Genomic DNA, 16,491 nt, shown 5'->3' on the forward strand with positions numbered 1-16,491 from the left:
TGTGAACGCGCGTCCTCATGCGTCACTCCAGCAACATATGCTCCTCCTATCACTTACCGCTGCGCCTTCGCAGCACTATGAGGAAGACAAATATGGGGGCCTCTCAGAGGCGGCTTCTCGCAGCCGCAGCTTCTCTTGCCATTGCAGCATCCTGGGTTGGATCTGTTGGACCGGCAATCGCAGCATCACCGACCACTACCGCTACGGATGAAAAGGTAGCAACACCTACTAGCTCACCTACCGGGACCTCCACAGTTCCGGTAGAAATCCCGACAGCACCCGCTCCGACAGAAGCAGTTGCTACGTTGCGAATAGAGGCGCCGACCGCTCCGGCCGCCGCGGAAAATGGCGGGACACCCGAAGCGGTCACACCTGGGGGGTCCACGTACACTACCTCCGACGCAATCGGAGCTGAGTATGCGACCTCCGGCGCAATCGGAGCCAAGTACGCCACCGCCTCCGCTATCCTCGGTGCCGCCATATCACCGGAGTTCACCAGCCAGCGTTTCGGTGGCGCGTACCAACTCTTTGAGAATGGCACAATCGCCTACCTTCCGCAGTACGGTGGCTACATAGTTATCGGCGGCAACAACAGCGTCTGGCAGTCCATTGGTGCGCAGGACAGCGACCTCGGCTACCCGATCTCCGCCGAGTACGCACCGATGACTGGCGGAGTGATGCAGATCTTCCAGTTCGGGAAAATTTCTTGGAACCCCGCAACGGGTTCTCACGTCACCAAGGGTGGCATTGGTGGCGCCTGGGACAACGCAGGCGGACCGCTGGGCGGCCTCGGTTACCCGACCACGGATGAGTATGCTCCCATGACCGGTGGTGGTATGCAGGATTTCCAAAACGGCAAGATTTCCTGGAACGCCGCAACTGGTTCGCGCGTCACCAAGGGTGGCATTGGCGCGACTTACGACTCCGCCGGCGGCCCCCTCAGCGGTCTTGGCTACCCGACGACGGACGAATACGCGACCGAGAACGGCGGCGCCGCCCAGGACTTCCAGTACGGGCAAATCGCCTATTCACCTGCAACGGGATCCCACGTCGTCAGAGGCGCTATCGGGGCGATGTGGATCCTCTACGGCGGACCTCGAGGGTTCGGGTACCCGACGGCCGATGAGATTACTGGTCTGACGGGCGGTGGGGCCAAGCAGTACTTCCAGAACGCTGAAATTGTATGGTCCCCCAGTGTCGGTACCAAGATCATCACCGGCGGTATTCGTTCCATCTGGGTTGCTCAGGGCTCTGAAGCCGGGCGCCTCGGATACCCGACCAGCAACGCATACTGGGTCAGCGGCGGCGAGGGCCAGGATTTCCAGGGTGGCCGGATCACCCGGTACTCGGGGAACACCAAGATCGAGTACGCCTCCGACACGCATTAGCCAGATCCCGCAGCAGCCGCCGGCCTACTAGGCCAATCGCACTTGGAGCTTGTGAGGCCCTGTCCCTGTAAGGGGCAGGGCCTTCCTGCTGCTCGGAGTCCTCGAGCGCGTCCGCCGACGGTACGCTGACGGGCGCGTCTGGCACCCGCCGCTGCGGTACACATAGGATGCAAATTCCAGCGATAGACAGACCCGCGTGAAGCAGAGCATTTTCGCCCGCGTCGCCCAGCTCGCCAGGGCCAACATCAACGCTCTCCTGGTCTCCGCCGAAGAACCGCAGAAAATGCCGGACCAGATGGTCCGGGACTACTCGGCCAACATCCGCGAAGCCGAAGCCGCCATCGCCCAGACCATCGGAAACGTCCGCATGGCCGCTCAGAATGAGGTGGTCGACAAGCTCAAGGGCGGGCTCGACGAGATGAAGGGCAGGCTGCACGAGCTGACCGCGAAGCGCAACATCATCCATGATTCGGGCTGTCTGCCGTACTGATTGCCGGTTCCAGCGATTCATGCTTGTAGTGCAGCAGGAACTCGTGCTTGTAGTGAAGTCCAATCCAAGGCGAGGCAACAACGTCGTCGATGTCGGCAGCCACCTGGGTGCTGATGGATGTGCGTTGCATGGCATTCTCGCTTCATTGCGGGGCCGCAATGGCGGCGCGTGACTGGGATAGGCTGCCACGCATTTTCCACCTGAAAGGGTTAAGGCGGCTGCAGCTGTTCCCTTGAATGGGAGTTAGGTTCAAGGGTCGATTGGCCGGGACCGGAACGATGAGCTGTACGGGTCCCGGCCACTTCGGGGCGAAATGGGCCTAAGCCTTGGTGCTTGCTCCAGCGGGAGTGACTTCCAGGCCAGCGGCCGTAGTGGAAGCTGCAAGAGTGGGCGCTGGGTGAGCGGCAGCACCGGCTACGTCCAGGCCGAGCTTGCGTCGGTCACGCTGCTGGTTGATGAAAAGCAGGGCCAGGATTCCGAAGACCAGCAGCAGGCCGCCGGCCAGGGCGAACGCTGCGCGGTAACCTTCAGCCGGAGTGGCCGCACCGCCGATAAGGAATCCCGACACGGCCGGTGCGAAAACGCCGCCGGTGGTTAGGACCGCGTTTGCGATGGAGAGGTTTGCCCCGCGCTGGGCGATGGTGGTTAGTTCAGCAACCACCAGGTAGGTGATGGCGAAGAGTGCAGGTGCCGTTCCGAAGCCGAAGACCATGAGAATGACCGAGAGGACGGGTGAGGTGGTCAGAGTTGCGGCCACAAGGCAGGCTCCCGCGAAGGCCGCCGAGATGCTGAGCACCCAACCACGGGCCTTCCGGGTGGGAACGCCCTTTATGTGCAGGCGCTGGGTCAGGGCGCTGAGGCCCACCGTGGCGATCGCTCCCCAGGCCGCAGGCAGCGCGATCATGGCACCGGACTGCTGCCCGCTGAAGCCCAGCACGTTCTGGAAGTACGCCGGGCCCCAGGACATCGCCAGGGTGAAGGTCCAGTAGCCGAAGAAGGAGGCGAACACTGCGAAGATCCAGCTGGGGGAGAGGATGGTGCGCCAGTAGCGAATTTTGGTTTCTGCTGCGACGGGAGTTTCTTCCGCTGCGATGCCGTCGATCTCCTGTTCGGCTTTCCGGCTGGTGTACGGGCCTTCCTTGCCCACGATGACCCAGAAGACTGACCAGACCAGTCCCACGATGGCCAGCAGTGCAAAGGCCGTCTGCCAGCCGAACTGCCCGATGACCCAGGCCAGGACCGGTGCGAAGGCTACAATGCCCAGGGTCACGCCGGATGAGGCAAGAGCCGCCGGCGTAGCGCCCTTCTTCTCCGGAAACCATTTGTAGATGCCGTGCATCAGCACCGGAGCCAGTGGACCCTCGCCGGCACCCAGGAGTAGGCGGCTGGCCCAGAGGGCAGGCAGGGAGGCGAACAGCAGGATGGGTACCTGGGCCACGGACCACAGCAGGCACAGGACCAGGAGGATCCACTTGCTCGATACCTTATTGGCGATGGGTGCAGCGACGATCTGGGCGATCCCGAATGTGAGGAACATGGCGCTGCCCACCAGGCCGAACTGCTCGGGAGTGATGCCCAGTTCTTTCATGATGGGCACGGCCGCGATGCCGAGCACTGCTTTGTCAGCCCAGCTGAGCATCATCAGGAAAAGAAGGCTGAACGTCATGAACCAGCCATAGCGGTTGCGCCTAGCCCGGGACCAGGTCCGGGGATCGCGGGAAGCCGCGGCGTCCGGCGTAATGCCGGTGAGGGGAGTTTCAGACACGGTATGCCCAATCGTTGAAGGGGAGGTCTTTGCCGGTTTGGGGGACGGCGTTTCCTTGACTCTAGGCCCGTGTGACGGGCCTTACATTTCGGCTTTCCGTTGGGCGGAAAGCCACTTTCCGGGGCGGTGTGCACCGCTCGTTGTCCCGCCGCCGGCGGGACCCAGTAGCGCCAGCAGGCCCATCCCCAGAATGCTCAATCCGCATGTCAACCACCAGGTTGTGTCCCAGCCGCCCGTAGTGGTGGCCAGCAGGGCGAACAGCATGGGTCCCAGGAAGTTCCCCACGTTGAAGATCTGCTGCGTCAGTCCCAGTACGGCCGTGACGGAACCGTCGGCGGGGGCAACGTGTACGGAGTACCTGGTGACCGCGGCCGGGATGAGGCCTCCGACGGCGGAGAACATGGCGATCAGGATGAACTGGAAGAGGATGCCGTTGCCGATGTGTTCCCAGCCCACAGCGAAGGTAGCCACGGACGCCGCTGACATGGCCAGGAAGGTCCAGAAGATGATCTTCCGCTCGGACAGGCCGCGCTGGATGAGCGGTCCGGCGCTGAGGGCTCCGATGGCATTGACTCCTCCCACAACGGCGCTGAGGATGCCGGGGAGTGGCCCTTCAAGGCCGGCGGAGCGGTAAATGGAGGGCAGGAAGCCCAGCACTGCCATCCACTGGGCGGTGTAGCACGCGAAGACCACTCCGATAATCCAGGGTGGACGCGTGGCGACGGTGCGTCCGACGCGGCGGAGGGCATGCCGGAGACCAGCGTCGGCCGGAGGCACGTCCCTGGGTACCTGGCGCAGCAGCAAGGGCACCGGTGACAGTGTGAGCACGGCCATCACCAGCCACCATTCGCGCCAGCCGGCGGCCTCCAGGAACAGTGCTCCGGCCGCGAGTCCTATTAGCGTGGCCATGCCCTGGAAGGCGCCCCAGCTTGCCAGCGCAACGTTCAGCCGCCGCTGTGGGGCCACCCTGCGGATGAGGGGTGGGGCGACGACGACGGCCAGCAGGAATCCGATGCCTTCGAGCGTCCGGGCTGCCATGAGCAGTTCGGTGGTGGGGGCGGCGGCGCCGAGCATGGACGCGCCGCTCAGCAGGACCAGTCCGCTGACCAGGAGCCTGCGGAGGCCTGCCAGTTCCCCGCCCACGGCGGTGGCCAGGCCACCCACGACGCTGGCCAGTTGGATGATGCCAAGCAGCAGGCCGGCCTGGACCAGGGTTGTGCCCAGATCCACCTGGATGCCGGCCAAAGCAGCCGGCAATTTCCAGATGTGCATCGCTGCCGCGATGCCCGCGGCGAGGACTGCAAGCCAGGGCCCGTCCGCCGTCGTCCGTTTGTCATTCACTGTTTTTGCGGGCGACGGCAGTTCCAAGAGTTGTCCTTGCTGAAGGGTGGCGGTGCGGTGTCCTTTGTTCCCCGGGGTTCCTAGGCAGGCGCGAGCACCGGGGTGCCGATGCGGAAGCGCTGGCCGCTGGCGGCAACGTCCACAGGGCCGTCGAAAGTGGAAGCGGCACGGGCGCGCCACCATTCCGGCTCCGCTCGGCCAGCCAGGTGGGAGAGGACCAGCCTGCCCACTCCAGCTGCGGCGGCAACGCGGCCTGCCCCTTCCGGAGGTGTGTGCGCGATCTGCTGGTGGTTGAGGAATTCCGGCGCGAAACCCTTGCCGGCGTAGAAATCCAGGTTCACTGCCTCATGCACCAGGACGTCTGCACCGCTGGCGAGTACGGCCATCGCCTGACATTCCGCGGTGTCGCCGGAAAACACTACTGAGCCGGCATCGGTATCGAAGCGGAATGCCAGTGCGGGGCGGACCGGGGGGTGCTCCACCAGGATGCCGGTGACTTTGACCCTGTCGTCCTCGTAGACGTCGAAGGGCCGGGCTGCATCCGGGCTCCCGTGGGCCGGGGCGGAGAGGTCCACGGTCCGCACGAGGGAGGCCAGGTCCGGACGTGCCTCGTCATGGACGCGGATGTCGATGTCGTAGGAGAAGGCCTGCAGCGAGTGGGATACCAGTTCACCGGTGCCGGAGAGGCGGGCACCTCCTGCGCGGGTGGCATCCTTGCCAGGTCCCACAATCGAAACAGGGCCCGTGAAGCCCTCCACCGGGCTGCCCCAATTCCATAGCAGGAAGCCGGGCAGTTCCACCACATGGTCCGAATGCAGGTGGGTGACAAAGCCCGCCACGAAGTCCTTGCCGCGAAGCCCGGCTTCATGGGCGGCGCGGGAGCAGCCCAGGCCGAAATCCACCATGTAGAAGGCATCGTCCACCACCAGGGCGCTGGAGATGCCGTTTTCCGGACCGCGGATGGCCGGGCCGGCGGCGGTGCCAAGGGTAATCAGTTCGACGCTCACGGGAAGTCCTTTTGCAGGGTAGGTGCGGGGCTCAGGAGTGGGGGCGGGCATTGATGACGCGGGTTTCCAGGTATTCCTCCAAGCCCCAGCGGCCGCGCTCGCGGCCGACGCCGGAGGCCTTCCAGCCGCCGAAGGGTGCATCCGGTTCCACCAGCGTGTGCTGGTTGATCCAGACTGTTCCTGCTTCAATCTGCGAGGCGGTGGCGTGCGCGCGTTCCTGGTCCGGGCTCCAGACGGAGGCGCCCAGGCCGAATTCGCCGGCGTTCAGGGAGGCGATGGTCTGCTGGAGGTTGTCATATGCCACGATGGGCAGGGCTGCCCCGAACTGTTCCTGTTCAACCAGGTCCATTCCCGGTTCGGCGTCCACTACTACCGTGGGGGAGAGGAAGTAGCCGGGCAGGTCGCAGCCGGCGCTGCCGCCGGCAATGATGCGGGCTCCTGAACCCACAGCGGAATCTACCAGGCCATGGACCAGTTTGAGCTGTGACTCGTTGTGCATGGGTCCCATGGTGGTCCCGTCCGCGATGCCGTGGCCCAGCACGTGCCGCGAAGCCTCTGCAGCGATCGCTTCGGCGAGTTCCCTGCTGCGGCTCCGGGGAACATACACACGCTTGACTGCCATGCACACCTGACCGGCGTTGCGGAACGCGCTGCCCACAATTCCGCGGGCCGTAACGGCCATGTCCGCGTCATCCAGCACGATGGCCGGATCGTTCCCGCCGAGCTCCATGGTGACGCGCTTGACGGTGGGGGCGGCCTGCTGGGCCATGGAGATGCCCACCTCGGTTGAGCCGGTGAAGGAGATCTTGCGGATGCCCGGCGAGGTGCTGAGGGCGACGTTCACGGTCCGCCGCGAACTGGTCCGCACCTGCAATACCCCCGCCGGAAGGGCCTCGTTGAGCAGGTTCACCAGCGCGATGGTGGACAGCGGCGTGGACGGGGAGGGCTTGGCGATCACGGTGCACCCCGCGACCAGGGCAGGGGCAAGCTTGACGGAAAGGAGCGAGATGGGGAAGTTCCAGGGCGTGATGGTGCCCACGATGCCCACCGGCCGGTACTGGACTTCAAGGGTCCTGTCCGCCCGGGGTGCCAGCGGCTCGGTCTCGTCCCAAGCCAGGTCCGCGTAGTACTCGAAGAGCCCTGCCGCCACCGTGAACTCACCGGCAGCCTCCGCCTTGGGTTTACCCTGCTCACGGGAGAGCAAGGTGGCCAGGGAATCCAGGTCGCGGCGGATCAGGGCCGCTCCCGCACGCAGGGCGGCGCGGCGGGCCTCCCGATCAGCTGACCAGCGTGGTGTGGCCCGGCGGGCGGAAGCAACCGCCTGCTCAACATCGTCTCCGGTATTTTCCGGAGCGTACCCCACGAGTTCAAGCGTGGCCGGGTCCAGGACCTGGTAGTGGTCTGCCGTCATGGCCTGTCCTTTCGGGCGGGAAGGGGAAATTCTTATCCCAGTCTCATGGCACCCGTCACAATCCGCGCGAACCTTTCCGCCCAACGGAAAGCCCGGAATGCGGAACTGCCGGAGCTTGCCACTATGGAGTGAAGCACGTCACGCACTAACGAGGAGTCTCCATGACCCAAGAGCAGCTTCCCATCGTCCTCACCGGGGTTTCCTCCGGCATCGGTGCCCGCACTGCACAGATCTTGTCTGCCCGCGGGGTGCCGCTGATCGGTATCGACCGCAACGCCCCCACGGGCTTCAGCGGCACCTTCGTGCAGGCGGACCTGTCCAGCCAGGCGGGCATCGATGCCGCCGCCGCCGCAGTGTCCGCCGCAGCGCCGAACGGCGTCGCCGGCCTGGCCAACATCGCAGGCGTCCCCGGCACCGCCCCCTGGCGCACAGTGCTGTCCGTCAACGTCTTCGGTGTCCGGGAGCTGGTGCGGGCCCTCGCCCCGCTGCTCGGCGAGGGAACCGCCGTCGTCAACCTTGCGTCCAGCGTTGCTGTCCAGTGGCGGGACGTGAAAGGCAAGTGCGCCGCTTTCGCGCTTACCGCCGACCCGGCCGGCGCCCTGGATTCGGTGTCCGGCGATGAGGACATCACCGGCGAGTCCTACCTTTTCTCCAAGCAGTGCGTCCGCTTCCTCACCGAGCACCTGGCCGCGGAACTGCTGCCGCAGCGGACCCGGGTGAACAGCGTGAGCCCGGGGCCGGTTGCCACGCCCATCCTTGAAGACTTCAAGAAAGACCACGGCCGGGACAAGGTGGAGGGGGCAGGAGCCCTGCTGGGCCGTTTTGGCGAGCCCGACGACGTTGCATCCGTCATCGACTTCCTGCTCCGCCCCGAGTCCGGCTGGGTGAATGGCTCGGACATCCGCGTGGACGGCGGACTGGGTGCGTACCGGGGTTCAAGCCTCGCCAACGTCACCGGCTGAGGAAACCCCCTCAGTGCCTGAAGCGGTACTCTCCTTGCCGCCGCAAGGGAGGTTTCGGCGTCGGGCTTAAACTGGTGGTGCGGCACGGCGTCAAGGATGCGCTGCTGCCCCCGGCGTCCGGAAGGGTGAAGCATGGCTAACGCTGCCCCAAGCGGCCGGACCGCCCGTCCCGCGTCCGCGGCGGCCCGGGCGCAGACGGCCAAAGCTGCCGACGGCGGTGCTTCCGCACAGCAAGCAGCGAGTGTCACGTCCCGTGCACTGGCCCTGCTGGGCACCTTCGACGCCGAACACTCAGTCCAAAGCCTCAGTGCCATGGCGCGGCGGGCCGGCCTGCCGGTAGCCACCGCCCACCGGCTGGCAGGAGAACTCGTGGCCTGGGGTGGACTCGAGAAAGCCAACGCCGAGTACCGCGTGGGTCAGCGCATCTGGCGCCTTGGCCTGCTCGCTCCTGCCCAGCAGAACATCGCCGAAGTTGCGGCCCCCTTCATGCAGGACGTCCTCTTCGTCACCCACAACGTGGTGAACCTGTTCATCCTGGACGGGCAGGAGGTCCTGCTGGTGGAACGGATGTCCGGCACGGGAGCAGGCCAGCCCTTCCGGCGGGTGGGCGCCCGCCTGCCGCTCCATGCGAGCGCCGCGGGGAAAATCATGCTGGCCTACGGGGCCAAGGAGCTGTTGACCGCAGTTGTCCAGCACCTGGAGCCGCACACGCCGCGGACCATCACCAGCGCCGCAGCGCTTGCTGCCGAAGTGGAACGGGTCCGGGCCGGCGGCTACGCCACCACCGAGGAGGAAACCGGGCCGGACAACTATGGCCTGGCTGTCCCGGTGTTTCTTCCGAACAAGCAGGTGGTGGCGGCGCTCGGCATCGTCACCCGGAGCAAGCCTGCCCCCGCCGGGAGCGTGGTTCCTGTGCTCAATATCGCTGCCCGGGGCATTGCCCGAAGGCTGGGCGTGGAGCACCTGCCGCGATAAGGGACCGTGGAGTCCTTTTCACGCCGGTCTTTCCGTTGGACGGAAAGCACCGCCCCGGCTGTGGTCTGAAACACCTAACCTCAATTAAGCCGTAAATAAGGCCGGACCTCCGGCCGCAGGGACCGCCGCCCAGGCGGGCCTTCCCAAAGGAAGTGAAGACCTCATGACTGCACCTGCAGGAGCCACTATCGACGTCGTGGTCGATAAGGCGGACATTGTGGCGGACCGGGTGGTCTCCCTGGTCCTGCGGCGGGCCGACGGCCTGCCGTTCGAACCCTGGCAGCCGGGCGCGCACATTGACGTGCACGTGGGGGACGGCCTGGTCCGCCAGTACTCGCTGTGTTCCTCCCCCGACGAGCTGGACCACCTGCGGATAGGCGTGCTGCACGTACCCGATTCGCGCGGCGGATCCAAGGCCGTGCACGCCCTGCTGCCGGGAACACCGCTGGCTATCTCGGAACCCCGCAACAACTTCCCCGTCCGCGAATCCCGCCGTTACCTTTTCATCGCCGGCGGCATCGGCATCACCCCGCTTGTTCCCATGCTTGAAGCAGCTGACGCGGCCGGCAAGGAGTGGACACTGGTCTATGGCGGCCGGAGCCGGAACACCATGGCCTTCGCCCAGCAGCTGGAGGACCGGTACGGCCCTGAACGGGTCCGCATCGTAGCCGAGGACGAGGTTGGCAGGCTGGACCTGGACCAGATCCTGGGCATGCCCAGGGCCCACATGCTGGTCTATGCCTGCGGCCCGGGCGGACTGCTGGGTGCCGTGGAGGATCGCTGCATGGGTTGGCCGCCCGGCGCGTTGCACACTGAACGCTTCGTCGCCTCCACCCTGGGTGCCGCCGCAGCCAACGCACCCTTCGAAGTGAAGCTGGCACGGACCGGAACCACCGTGACCGTACCCAATGACAAGACCATCCTCGAAGCCGTGGAGGAGGTGGGTGTGCGGGTTCTGTCCTCCTGCCGCCACGGGTTGTGCGGCACCTGCGAAACCCAGATCATTTCGGGCGAACCCGAACACCGCGACGCCGTCCTCACGGAAGAGGACCGCGAGGCCGGCGAAATCATGCTGGTTTGTGTCTCCCGTGCCGCCGCCGGCTGCCCGCGCCTCGTGCTGGATCTCTGAACCAGACGCCAGCTTTCCCTTACTTAGGCCCACGGGCCCGCCACGTATCGCCACCAGGAGAGTTCCAATGACCGTTACAACCCATGAAGCCAACGTCTTGGGGGAGGACCCTTTTGAAACCGCCAATCTCCTCGACCCGTATCCCTTCCTCGGCAGGCTCCGGGACGCGGGGGCAGTTTCCTACCTGGAGGCCACGGGCAGCTACGCGGTAGCCGGGTACCAGGAGGTGTACGAGGTCCTGACCGACTTCGAGACGTACATCTCCTCCGGTGGCCTCGGCCCCCGAGACATCCGGAAGGACGCGGGGTGGCGGCCGCCCAGCATTCTCGAATCCGATCCGCCCATCCATACCGTGATGCGCCGCGCGCTGACCGGCGTCATCAATCCCGGCACCGTGCGCGCCCTGCGGGAACCTTTCACGCCGCCCGCTGAGGAATTGACGGCACAACTGGCGGGCCGGGAACAGTTCGACGCCATCACGGATCTTGCCGAGAAGTACCCCCTGCGGGTCTTCCCGGACGCGGTGGGAATTCCCGACGTCGGCCGTGAACACCTGCTGCCATACGGCAACATGGTGTTCAACGCCTTTGGCCCGGAAAACTACATCTTCAAGCAGGCTTTCGCACAGGGTGACGAACATGCTGCCGCCGTGATGCGTAACTGCCAGCGCGAAAACCTGGATGACACCGGTTTCGGTGCCCAGATCTGGAAGCGCGTGGAGGATGGCCTCATCACCGAGCAGCAGGCAACGCTGCTGGTCCGCGCACTGCTGTCCGCGGGCGTGGACACCACAATATTCGGTATCGGAAACACCCTGTCCGTGTTGGCCCGGTACCCGGAAGCCTGGGCGCGGCTGCGGGAGAACCCCAAGATGGCGAAATTCGCCGTGGATGAGGCGCTGCGGCTGGAATCACCCTTCCAGAAGTTCCACCGGACCGTTGCCGTGGACACCGTCCTGGGCGGTGTGCACCTGCCGGCAGGTGCCAAGGTGCTGGTGTTCCTGGGCGCTGCCAACAGGGATCCCCGCAAATGGGGTGAGAACGCCGACGAGTTCGACCTTGACCGCAATGCCTCCGGCCACGTGGCCTTCGGCATGGGCCTGCACCAGTGCGTGGGCCAGCCCATCGCCCGGCTGGAAATGGAGATTGTGCTCCAGCAACTGCTTCTGCGGGTAGCCACCATCGAACCGGACGGCACGCCGGTGCCGATCCTGCACAACGTGCTGCGCGGGTTCGAGTCCCTTCCGGTGCGGATCACGGCAGGATAGACCTCCCAGGAGTGTTCGCGGTCTAGTCTTGAAGTCCCTGAAACGCTCAAAGAGTAGTCGGGGTGGGCGGAACCTTGAACTTTGGAACGTTTGCCAGGAACCACGGGAGTGCGGCCTCGCAATCGTCAGAGCAGGCGATCGGTCATCCCGGTCTTCCGCTCAAACAGTGTCCTGTGGACAAACCTCGAGGGTGGGCCAAGAATGAGCAGCATGTGCGGTGAGAGCATCCCTGTCCGGGCTCCTGGAGGCCGTTGGATCTGATCGAATTGGGTGCGGCATGAGAGCTGTGGTTGTGGGGGCGGGTATTGCGGGTCTCGTCGCGGCCCGCCAACTTGGTTTGGCCGGATGGGAGGTCGATCTCTGCGAACAGTCGCCGGCTCCGCGACCTGATGGCTACATGATGGACTTCTTCGGCCCAGGAGTCGGCGCGGCCGAGAGGATTGGTCTTTACTCCCGGCTGGCAGCGGTTGCTTATCACGTGGAGGCGATCGAGTACATCGATGTTGCGGGACGTCTCAGGTCCAGTCTCGCTTACCACACGTTTGCCAGGGTGGCGGGCGGGAAGGTTTTGAGCTTGCCGCGCCCCGACATGGAGCGGGCCGCCTTGGCGGCACTGACGGACGACGTCGCCCCGGGCCGGGTACGCGTCCGTTACGGAGCGCCGGTATCCCAAGTGTGGGATGACGAGGCCGGTGTGCGGGTCTCTGTTGAGGGGTCTCCAGGCGTGACTCTCACCGCAGATGTCCTCATTGGCGCTGATGGCATCCATTCCGGTGTGCGGGCCCAAGTCTTTGGTCCGAAAGCGCAGTACTTTCGCTTTCTGGGCATGCGTGCTGCGGCGTTTATCGTGACCGAACCGCTATTGAATGCCCGCTTTCGGGACAGGTTTGTCCTCACTGACACCATCGACCGGATGGCAGGTTTCTACAGCCTGCGTTCGAACCAAGTGGCGGCTCTGATGGTTTACCGAGATGCCGCAGGGGAAACGGGGGATGAGCGATCGAGGAGTCCGCGGGAGCGGTTGCGACGGGAGTTCGCCGGGCTCGGCGATGCGGTGGATCGGGTGCTGGAACTGTGCCCGGAGCATCCGTACGATGATGCTGTCGCGCAGATCATTATGCCGGGCTGGCAGAAGGGGCGAACCGTTCTCGTAGGGGACGCTTGCGGGGCAGTGTCGCTCCTCGCCGGGCAGGGCGGCTCGCTGGCCATCGCTGGGGCCGCGCTTTTGGGGGACATTCTCGGTCCCGTGGCGTCCCCTAAGGGAGTAGGTCCCGCCATCGCTGAATTTGAGCGATTCTGGCGACCCGTCGTCGAGGATGCCCAGACGGCAGGGCGGCGCATCGCGTCGTCATTTCTGCCCAGGAACCACGTCCAGCGCTTCCTGCGGCGTTGGATCATCAGTGCAACTCATGTGCCGGGAATCGACCGTATGGTGGCACGCCGTATCGTGGGCAAAATTGCAAAGTAGGAATCAAGGGGAGCCGGCCGCCTAACCGGCAGGAACTACTGGGCTTCCGGGGACCTGCTAAGTTGAGGGGAAACCGAAGAGAAGACCCGGTGTCAGGTGACTGAGTTGCTTAATTGGGAACGTATGGGGCGTATTGCTCTAACGTCCCGTCGAGTACGGCCACGTCAAAACTTGTTGTGTCGCCTTGAGTACTGACTGTCAGGGCGGTCCGCGCGCCTGGGCTTGCTTCGGTGCTGGTTAAGACGGTCGGTGAATCCTGAAATTCAAGCTTTTCCCCGGCTGGAATGCTCATGGGCAGCTCGTCGTCGCGGTCCCCTATGACAAGATCGATGCTCTCGTCAGTCTTATTGAAGATCGTGCCCAAGATGCGGCCCGGTTCGTTCTCGGCGGCAGTGACAATGAATATGCTGCGCAGTTCAAGGCCAGCGAAGTCCTTATTTGACCCCACCGCTATCGCATACTGGTCCTCGTCAGGTGGGGGTGTGCACGCCGTTAGTAGTAGGGCCACAATGGTTGGCGCCAGCATTGCCGCGAGAAAGGGTTTTGCCTTATTCATGTGGTGTCCTTCCGGGTTGCCACCGATCCGACTGCTGGACAGGGCTTACTCAATCGGAACTTCAGAAAATCGCACCATCACCGACTTTCCCAAGGTGCCGCTGAGCTTGCTGACTTCTGCCATTTTTTCTTCGGACATGGTGTTGTTCCTCCCTTGCGGGCGCAGAAGAGCACACTAATGAGGCTGGGGCCCTTTTGCTGTGGGTTGTGTCCCGGACATCTCACGGGTCCGGGGTGCAGGTTCTGCGTCCGCCCGCATTGTGGTTCCGTTACCGGTTCCGCAACGCCCTTCACTATTCAGGCTACGTGGCTGATCTGTACCGACAACCCCGTGTTATGCACCTGTGATGGGGTTCAGACATTCTTGACGCGCCCGTAACGCACAGCGCCGGGAGATTTTCGAGATGGAGTGGTTGATCTAGGACATTGACCGAAACGGGGTAGCGGCAACACCGCAGGAGGCTGATGCCCGCCCCGTCCCCGAGTACGAGGAGTCTGCAGAACGCAAGTGCCCGGGGCGCTAAGTCCTCCACCAGCGCGCAAGCCTGGAGTGTTCACGATCGGAACGGGAGCTTGAGATTGCCCTTCTACTGACAAGGCGTCAGTTGCGGCTATGCGCTTGAGCTGCTGAGCGGGCCAATCGGCGGCCGACGTCGATCGGTGAGTGGGGGTAGCCGCGCAGGAAGGCGGTAAGGGTTCCGCTGTAGGCCAGGAGTACCTCGTCGGCCAGGTCCTGGGCGCGGGCTCCGGCGAGGGGGCGTGAGAAGTGCAGGAGGCGGGTAGCGAGCAGCTCGGTATCCGTGGCGAGGACGGCGCTGATCTCGTCCGCAGCTGCAGGAAGCTCGGTGGCTGCGGCCAGAAAGGCGCACCAGCGTGAGGGGTGGTTCTGGTCGCGCCGGTAGGAGCTAAGGGCGTCAAACACTGCCACTAACCGCCCCATATCGTCGCTGGCGGCCACAATGTGCTGGTCCCACGCTGCCTGCCAGTCCGCGAGCCTGACCCTCAAGGCTTCAGCGACCAGCGCGTCTTTGCTGCCGAAATGCGTGTACAGGGTGGAGGCGGAGACCTCCGCCTGGTGGAGCAGCGCATCGACGGGCGTGGCCCGGATGCCCTGGTCGAACAGAACCTGGTCGGCTGCCTTGAGCAAGCGTGCGCGGGCAGGAAGTCGCTGGCCGGTAGTCACCACCCCACTGTAACTGCCCCTATTGCAGAACGCTAGTTCTCCTGTAGCGTAACGAGCGTTCTGGTTGTGATGCGTGAGGAGGATCCCGTGCGGGCGATGGTGGTCAGTGGAATGGCACTGATAGCGGCGACCTATGGCCTGGCGCGCTTCGGTTACGGGCTTTTCCTGCCCCGGTTCACGGAAGCCTTTCAGATGGGTTCGGCCACTGCGGGGTTCATCCAGGCCGGCAGTTTCCTCTCATTCTGCTTCGCGGCGGTTCTCGCTTTGCGCCTCGCTTCCCGTCCTCGACTCGTCATCGTGTGCGCGGGGGTAACGGCTGCCCTGGGATCGATGGGAGTGGCGTTTGCGCCTAATGTCGAGGTCCTTGCGATGAGTGTCGTCCTGGCCGGTGCCGGCGCAGGGTTCGCAACCCCGGGCCTGGTGACGCTCATCGAAAGCAATATCGTCCCCGGCACGACAGGAAAGCGCGCAGACGATAGTTAATGCCGGCACCGGGGCAGGCATCGTCGTCGCGGGCATCTTCATGCTCCTCACCATTGGCCAATGGCGGCTCGGCTGGATGGCAATCGCGGCCCTGGTCGCCATCGCCACCGTTGCCACCCTCCGTGCTGACCGGACTGCAGCCCGGGACCGCGCTCCCGGCCGGCAACCTCAGGTGCGGCCCCGCGAGCTGGCCCCACTGGCCTGGCCCCACTGGCCTGGCCCATCGCCGCGGCAGTCATGGCCGGGGCGTCCAGTGCCGCGATCTGGACTTTCGGCCGCACCGTCATCGCCGCTTCCCGCACGGGTGAAGAAACATACTCCATCCTTGCGTGGATGATCCTGGGCGCCTTTGGGGTATTCGGCGCGACCGCCGGAAGGATCGTGCAGGCCTGGAGCCTACGGACTGCCTGGAACCTGACCTCGCTGGCCATGGCAGGGGCGACGATCCTCCTGGGCGTGGCACCGGGTGATGCCCTTACCTCGTATTCCTCCGTGGCACTTTTCGGCGCCAGCTACACCGCCTTGTGCGGGGTTCTTATCATCTGGGCAGTCCGCACTGTTCCCGACCAGGCCGCCGAAGGCACTGCCGTGCTGTTCATCGCCCTTGCCATCGGCCAGGCGCTTGGCTCTGCAACACTTGGAGTCCTGTTCGACCACGTCTCACCGGTACTGGCTTTCACGGTGGCCGGAATCCTCGGAATCCTCACAGTACTGCCGGCGATGAAAGGCCAGCCCGTCACACCGTCCCCTACAGCGATAGGACAGCGGGCCACATGAGATTCGATGCATCCGATACGCGAACGGTTCGTGAGACTGTTTCCAATGCTTGATCGCAGGGTGTGGGGGTGCAGAAGCGTAGGGAGTTTGCTGTCAAAGTTCAGTGGCAGCTGTCCCCTTTGGCGGGCCGTTGTCTCCTTCGATTTATGGTCAACGACCTGCGTTTGGCGGTAACGCTGCAGTAACGCTCACGCCAATAGGGTCCCACTACCTTTACGTTGCGTTCACGGGTGGCCGGGGAGCTGATATGGCCAATCTCAGACTGTGGAAAGAGATACAGGAGCAACTTC

15 protein-coding genes and 1 pseudogene are annotated in these 16,491 nt (G+C 64.6%); 9 read left to right on the forward strand and 7 right to left on the reverse strand.

Features of this window, described 5'->3' with window-relative positions:
• Positions 1-305 precede the first annotated feature (305 nt).
• Positions 306-1,388, forward strand: a complete 1,083-nt coding sequence (locus ABRP28_RS04110; protein ID WP_350002291.1) for a hypothetical protein — start codon at positions 306-308, stop codon at positions 1,386-1,388.
• A gap of 196 nt (positions 1,389-1,584) precedes the next feature.
• Positions 1,585-1,845 (forward strand): annotated as a pseudogene (locus tag ABRP28_RS04115) (PspA/IM30 family protein); the annotation flags it as partial.
• A 1-nt stretch (position 1,846) separates the two neighbouring features.
• Here ABRP28_RS04115 and ABRP28_RS04120 read toward each other — a convergent pair.
• The 5 genes from ABRP28_RS04120 to ABRP28_RS04140 form a co-directional block, all read right to left on the reverse strand.
• Positions 1,847-2,008 carry a hypothetical protein gene (locus ABRP28_RS04120; RefSeq protein ID WP_350002292.1) on the reverse strand — a complete coding sequence of 54 codons (162 nt, stop codon included), beginning with the start codon at positions 2,006-2,008 and terminating at the stop codon, positions 1,847-1,849.
• 189 nt (positions 2,009-2,197) lie between these two features.
• Positions 2,198-3,643, reverse strand: coding sequence for an MFS transporter (locus ABRP28_RS04125; RefSeq protein ID WP_350002293.1), 1,446 nt, complete (start codon positions 3,641-3,643; stop codon positions 2,198-2,200).
• Between the two features lie 81 nt (positions 3,644-3,724).
• Positions 3,725-4,984, reverse strand: a complete 1,260-nt coding sequence (locus ABRP28_RS04130) for a CynX/NimT family MFS transporter (RefSeq protein ID WP_374152922.1) — start codon at positions 4,982-4,984, stop codon at positions 3,725-3,727.
• An 80-nt stretch (positions 4,985-5,064) separates the two neighbouring features.
• Positions 5,065-5,991 carry an MBL fold metallo-hydrolase gene (locus ABRP28_RS04135; RefSeq protein WP_350002295.1) on the reverse strand — a complete coding sequence of 309 codons (927 nt, stop codon included), beginning with the start codon at positions 5,989-5,991 and terminating at the stop codon, positions 5,065-5,067.
• A 31-nt stretch (positions 5,992-6,022) separates the two neighbouring features.
• A complete protein-coding gene (locus ABRP28_RS04140) occupies positions 6,023-7,402 on the reverse strand; it encodes an aldehyde dehydrogenase family protein (protein ID WP_350002296.1) in 1,380 nt (459 codons plus the stop codon).
• A gap of 161 nt (positions 7,403-7,563) precedes the next feature.
• On the opposite strand from ABRP28_RS04140, the gene ABRP28_RS04145 reads away from it, so the two are divergent.
• From ABRP28_RS04145 to ABRP28_RS04165, 5 genes are all read left to right on the forward strand, one after another.
• Entirely contained in the window at positions 7,564-8,364 is an 801-nt protein-coding gene (locus ABRP28_RS04145) for an SDR family oxidoreductase (protein ID WP_350002297.1), read from the forward strand.
• A gap of 132 nt (positions 8,365-8,496) precedes the next feature.
• Positions 8,497-9,339: an IclR family transcriptional regulator gene (locus ABRP28_RS04150; protein ID WP_350002298.1), complete on the forward strand. Its 843-nt coding sequence runs from the start codon at positions 8,497-8,499 to the stop codon at positions 9,337-9,339.
• A gap of 163 nt (positions 9,340-9,502) precedes the next feature.
• Entirely contained in the window at positions 9,503-10,468 is a 966-nt protein-coding gene (locus tag ABRP28_RS04155) for a PDR/VanB family oxidoreductase (protein WP_350002299.1), read from the forward strand.
• Positions 10,469-10,535: 67 nt separating this feature from the next.
• Positions 10,536-11,735, forward strand: coding sequence for a cytochrome P450 (locus tag ABRP28_RS04160; RefSeq protein WP_350002300.1), 1,200 nt, complete (start codon positions 10,536-10,538; stop codon positions 11,733-11,735).
• Between the two features lie 277 nt (positions 11,736-12,012).
• On the forward strand, positions 12,013-13,203 hold the full coding sequence (locus ABRP28_RS04165) for an FAD-dependent monooxygenase (protein ID WP_350002301.1): 1,191 nt from the start codon (positions 12,013-12,015) through the stop codon (positions 13,201-13,203).
• A 109-nt stretch (positions 13,204-13,312) separates the two neighbouring features.
• Here ABRP28_RS04165 and ABRP28_RS04170 read toward each other — a convergent pair whose 3' ends face one another.
• Complete coding sequence (locus ABRP28_RS04170; protein ID WP_350002302.1) at positions 13,313-13,759, reverse strand: hypothetical protein; 447 nt, start codon at positions 13,757-13,759, stop codon at positions 13,313-13,315.
• A 600-nt stretch (positions 13,760-14,359) separates the two neighbouring features.
• Entirely contained in the window at positions 14,360-14,941 is a 582-nt protein-coding gene (locus tag ABRP28_RS04175) for a helix-turn-helix domain-containing protein (protein WP_350002303.1), read from the reverse strand.
• Positions 14,942-15,010: 69 nt separating this feature from the next.
• Here ABRP28_RS04175 and ABRP28_RS04180 point away from each other — a divergent pair, with 69 nt between their 5' ends.
• Together ABRP28_RS04180 and ABRP28_RS04185 are read left to right on the forward strand one after the other, a co-directional pair.
• Positions 15,011-15,424, forward strand: coding sequence for an MFS transporter (locus ABRP28_RS04180; protein WP_350002398.1), 414 nt, complete (start codon positions 15,011-15,013; stop codon positions 15,422-15,424).
• Between the two features lie 237 nt (positions 15,425-15,661).
• Entirely contained in the window at positions 15,662-16,201 is a 540-nt protein-coding gene (locus tag ABRP28_RS04185) for a hypothetical protein (RefSeq protein ID WP_350002304.1), read from the forward strand.
• Positions 16,202-16,491 lie beyond the last annotated feature (290 nt).

The sequence above is a fragment of the Pseudarthrobacter sp. WHRI 8279 genome (assembly GCF_040224115.2).
In the GTDB taxonomy this organism is placed as follows: domain Bacteria; phylum Actinomycetota; class Actinomycetes; order Actinomycetales; family Micrococcaceae; genus Arthrobacter.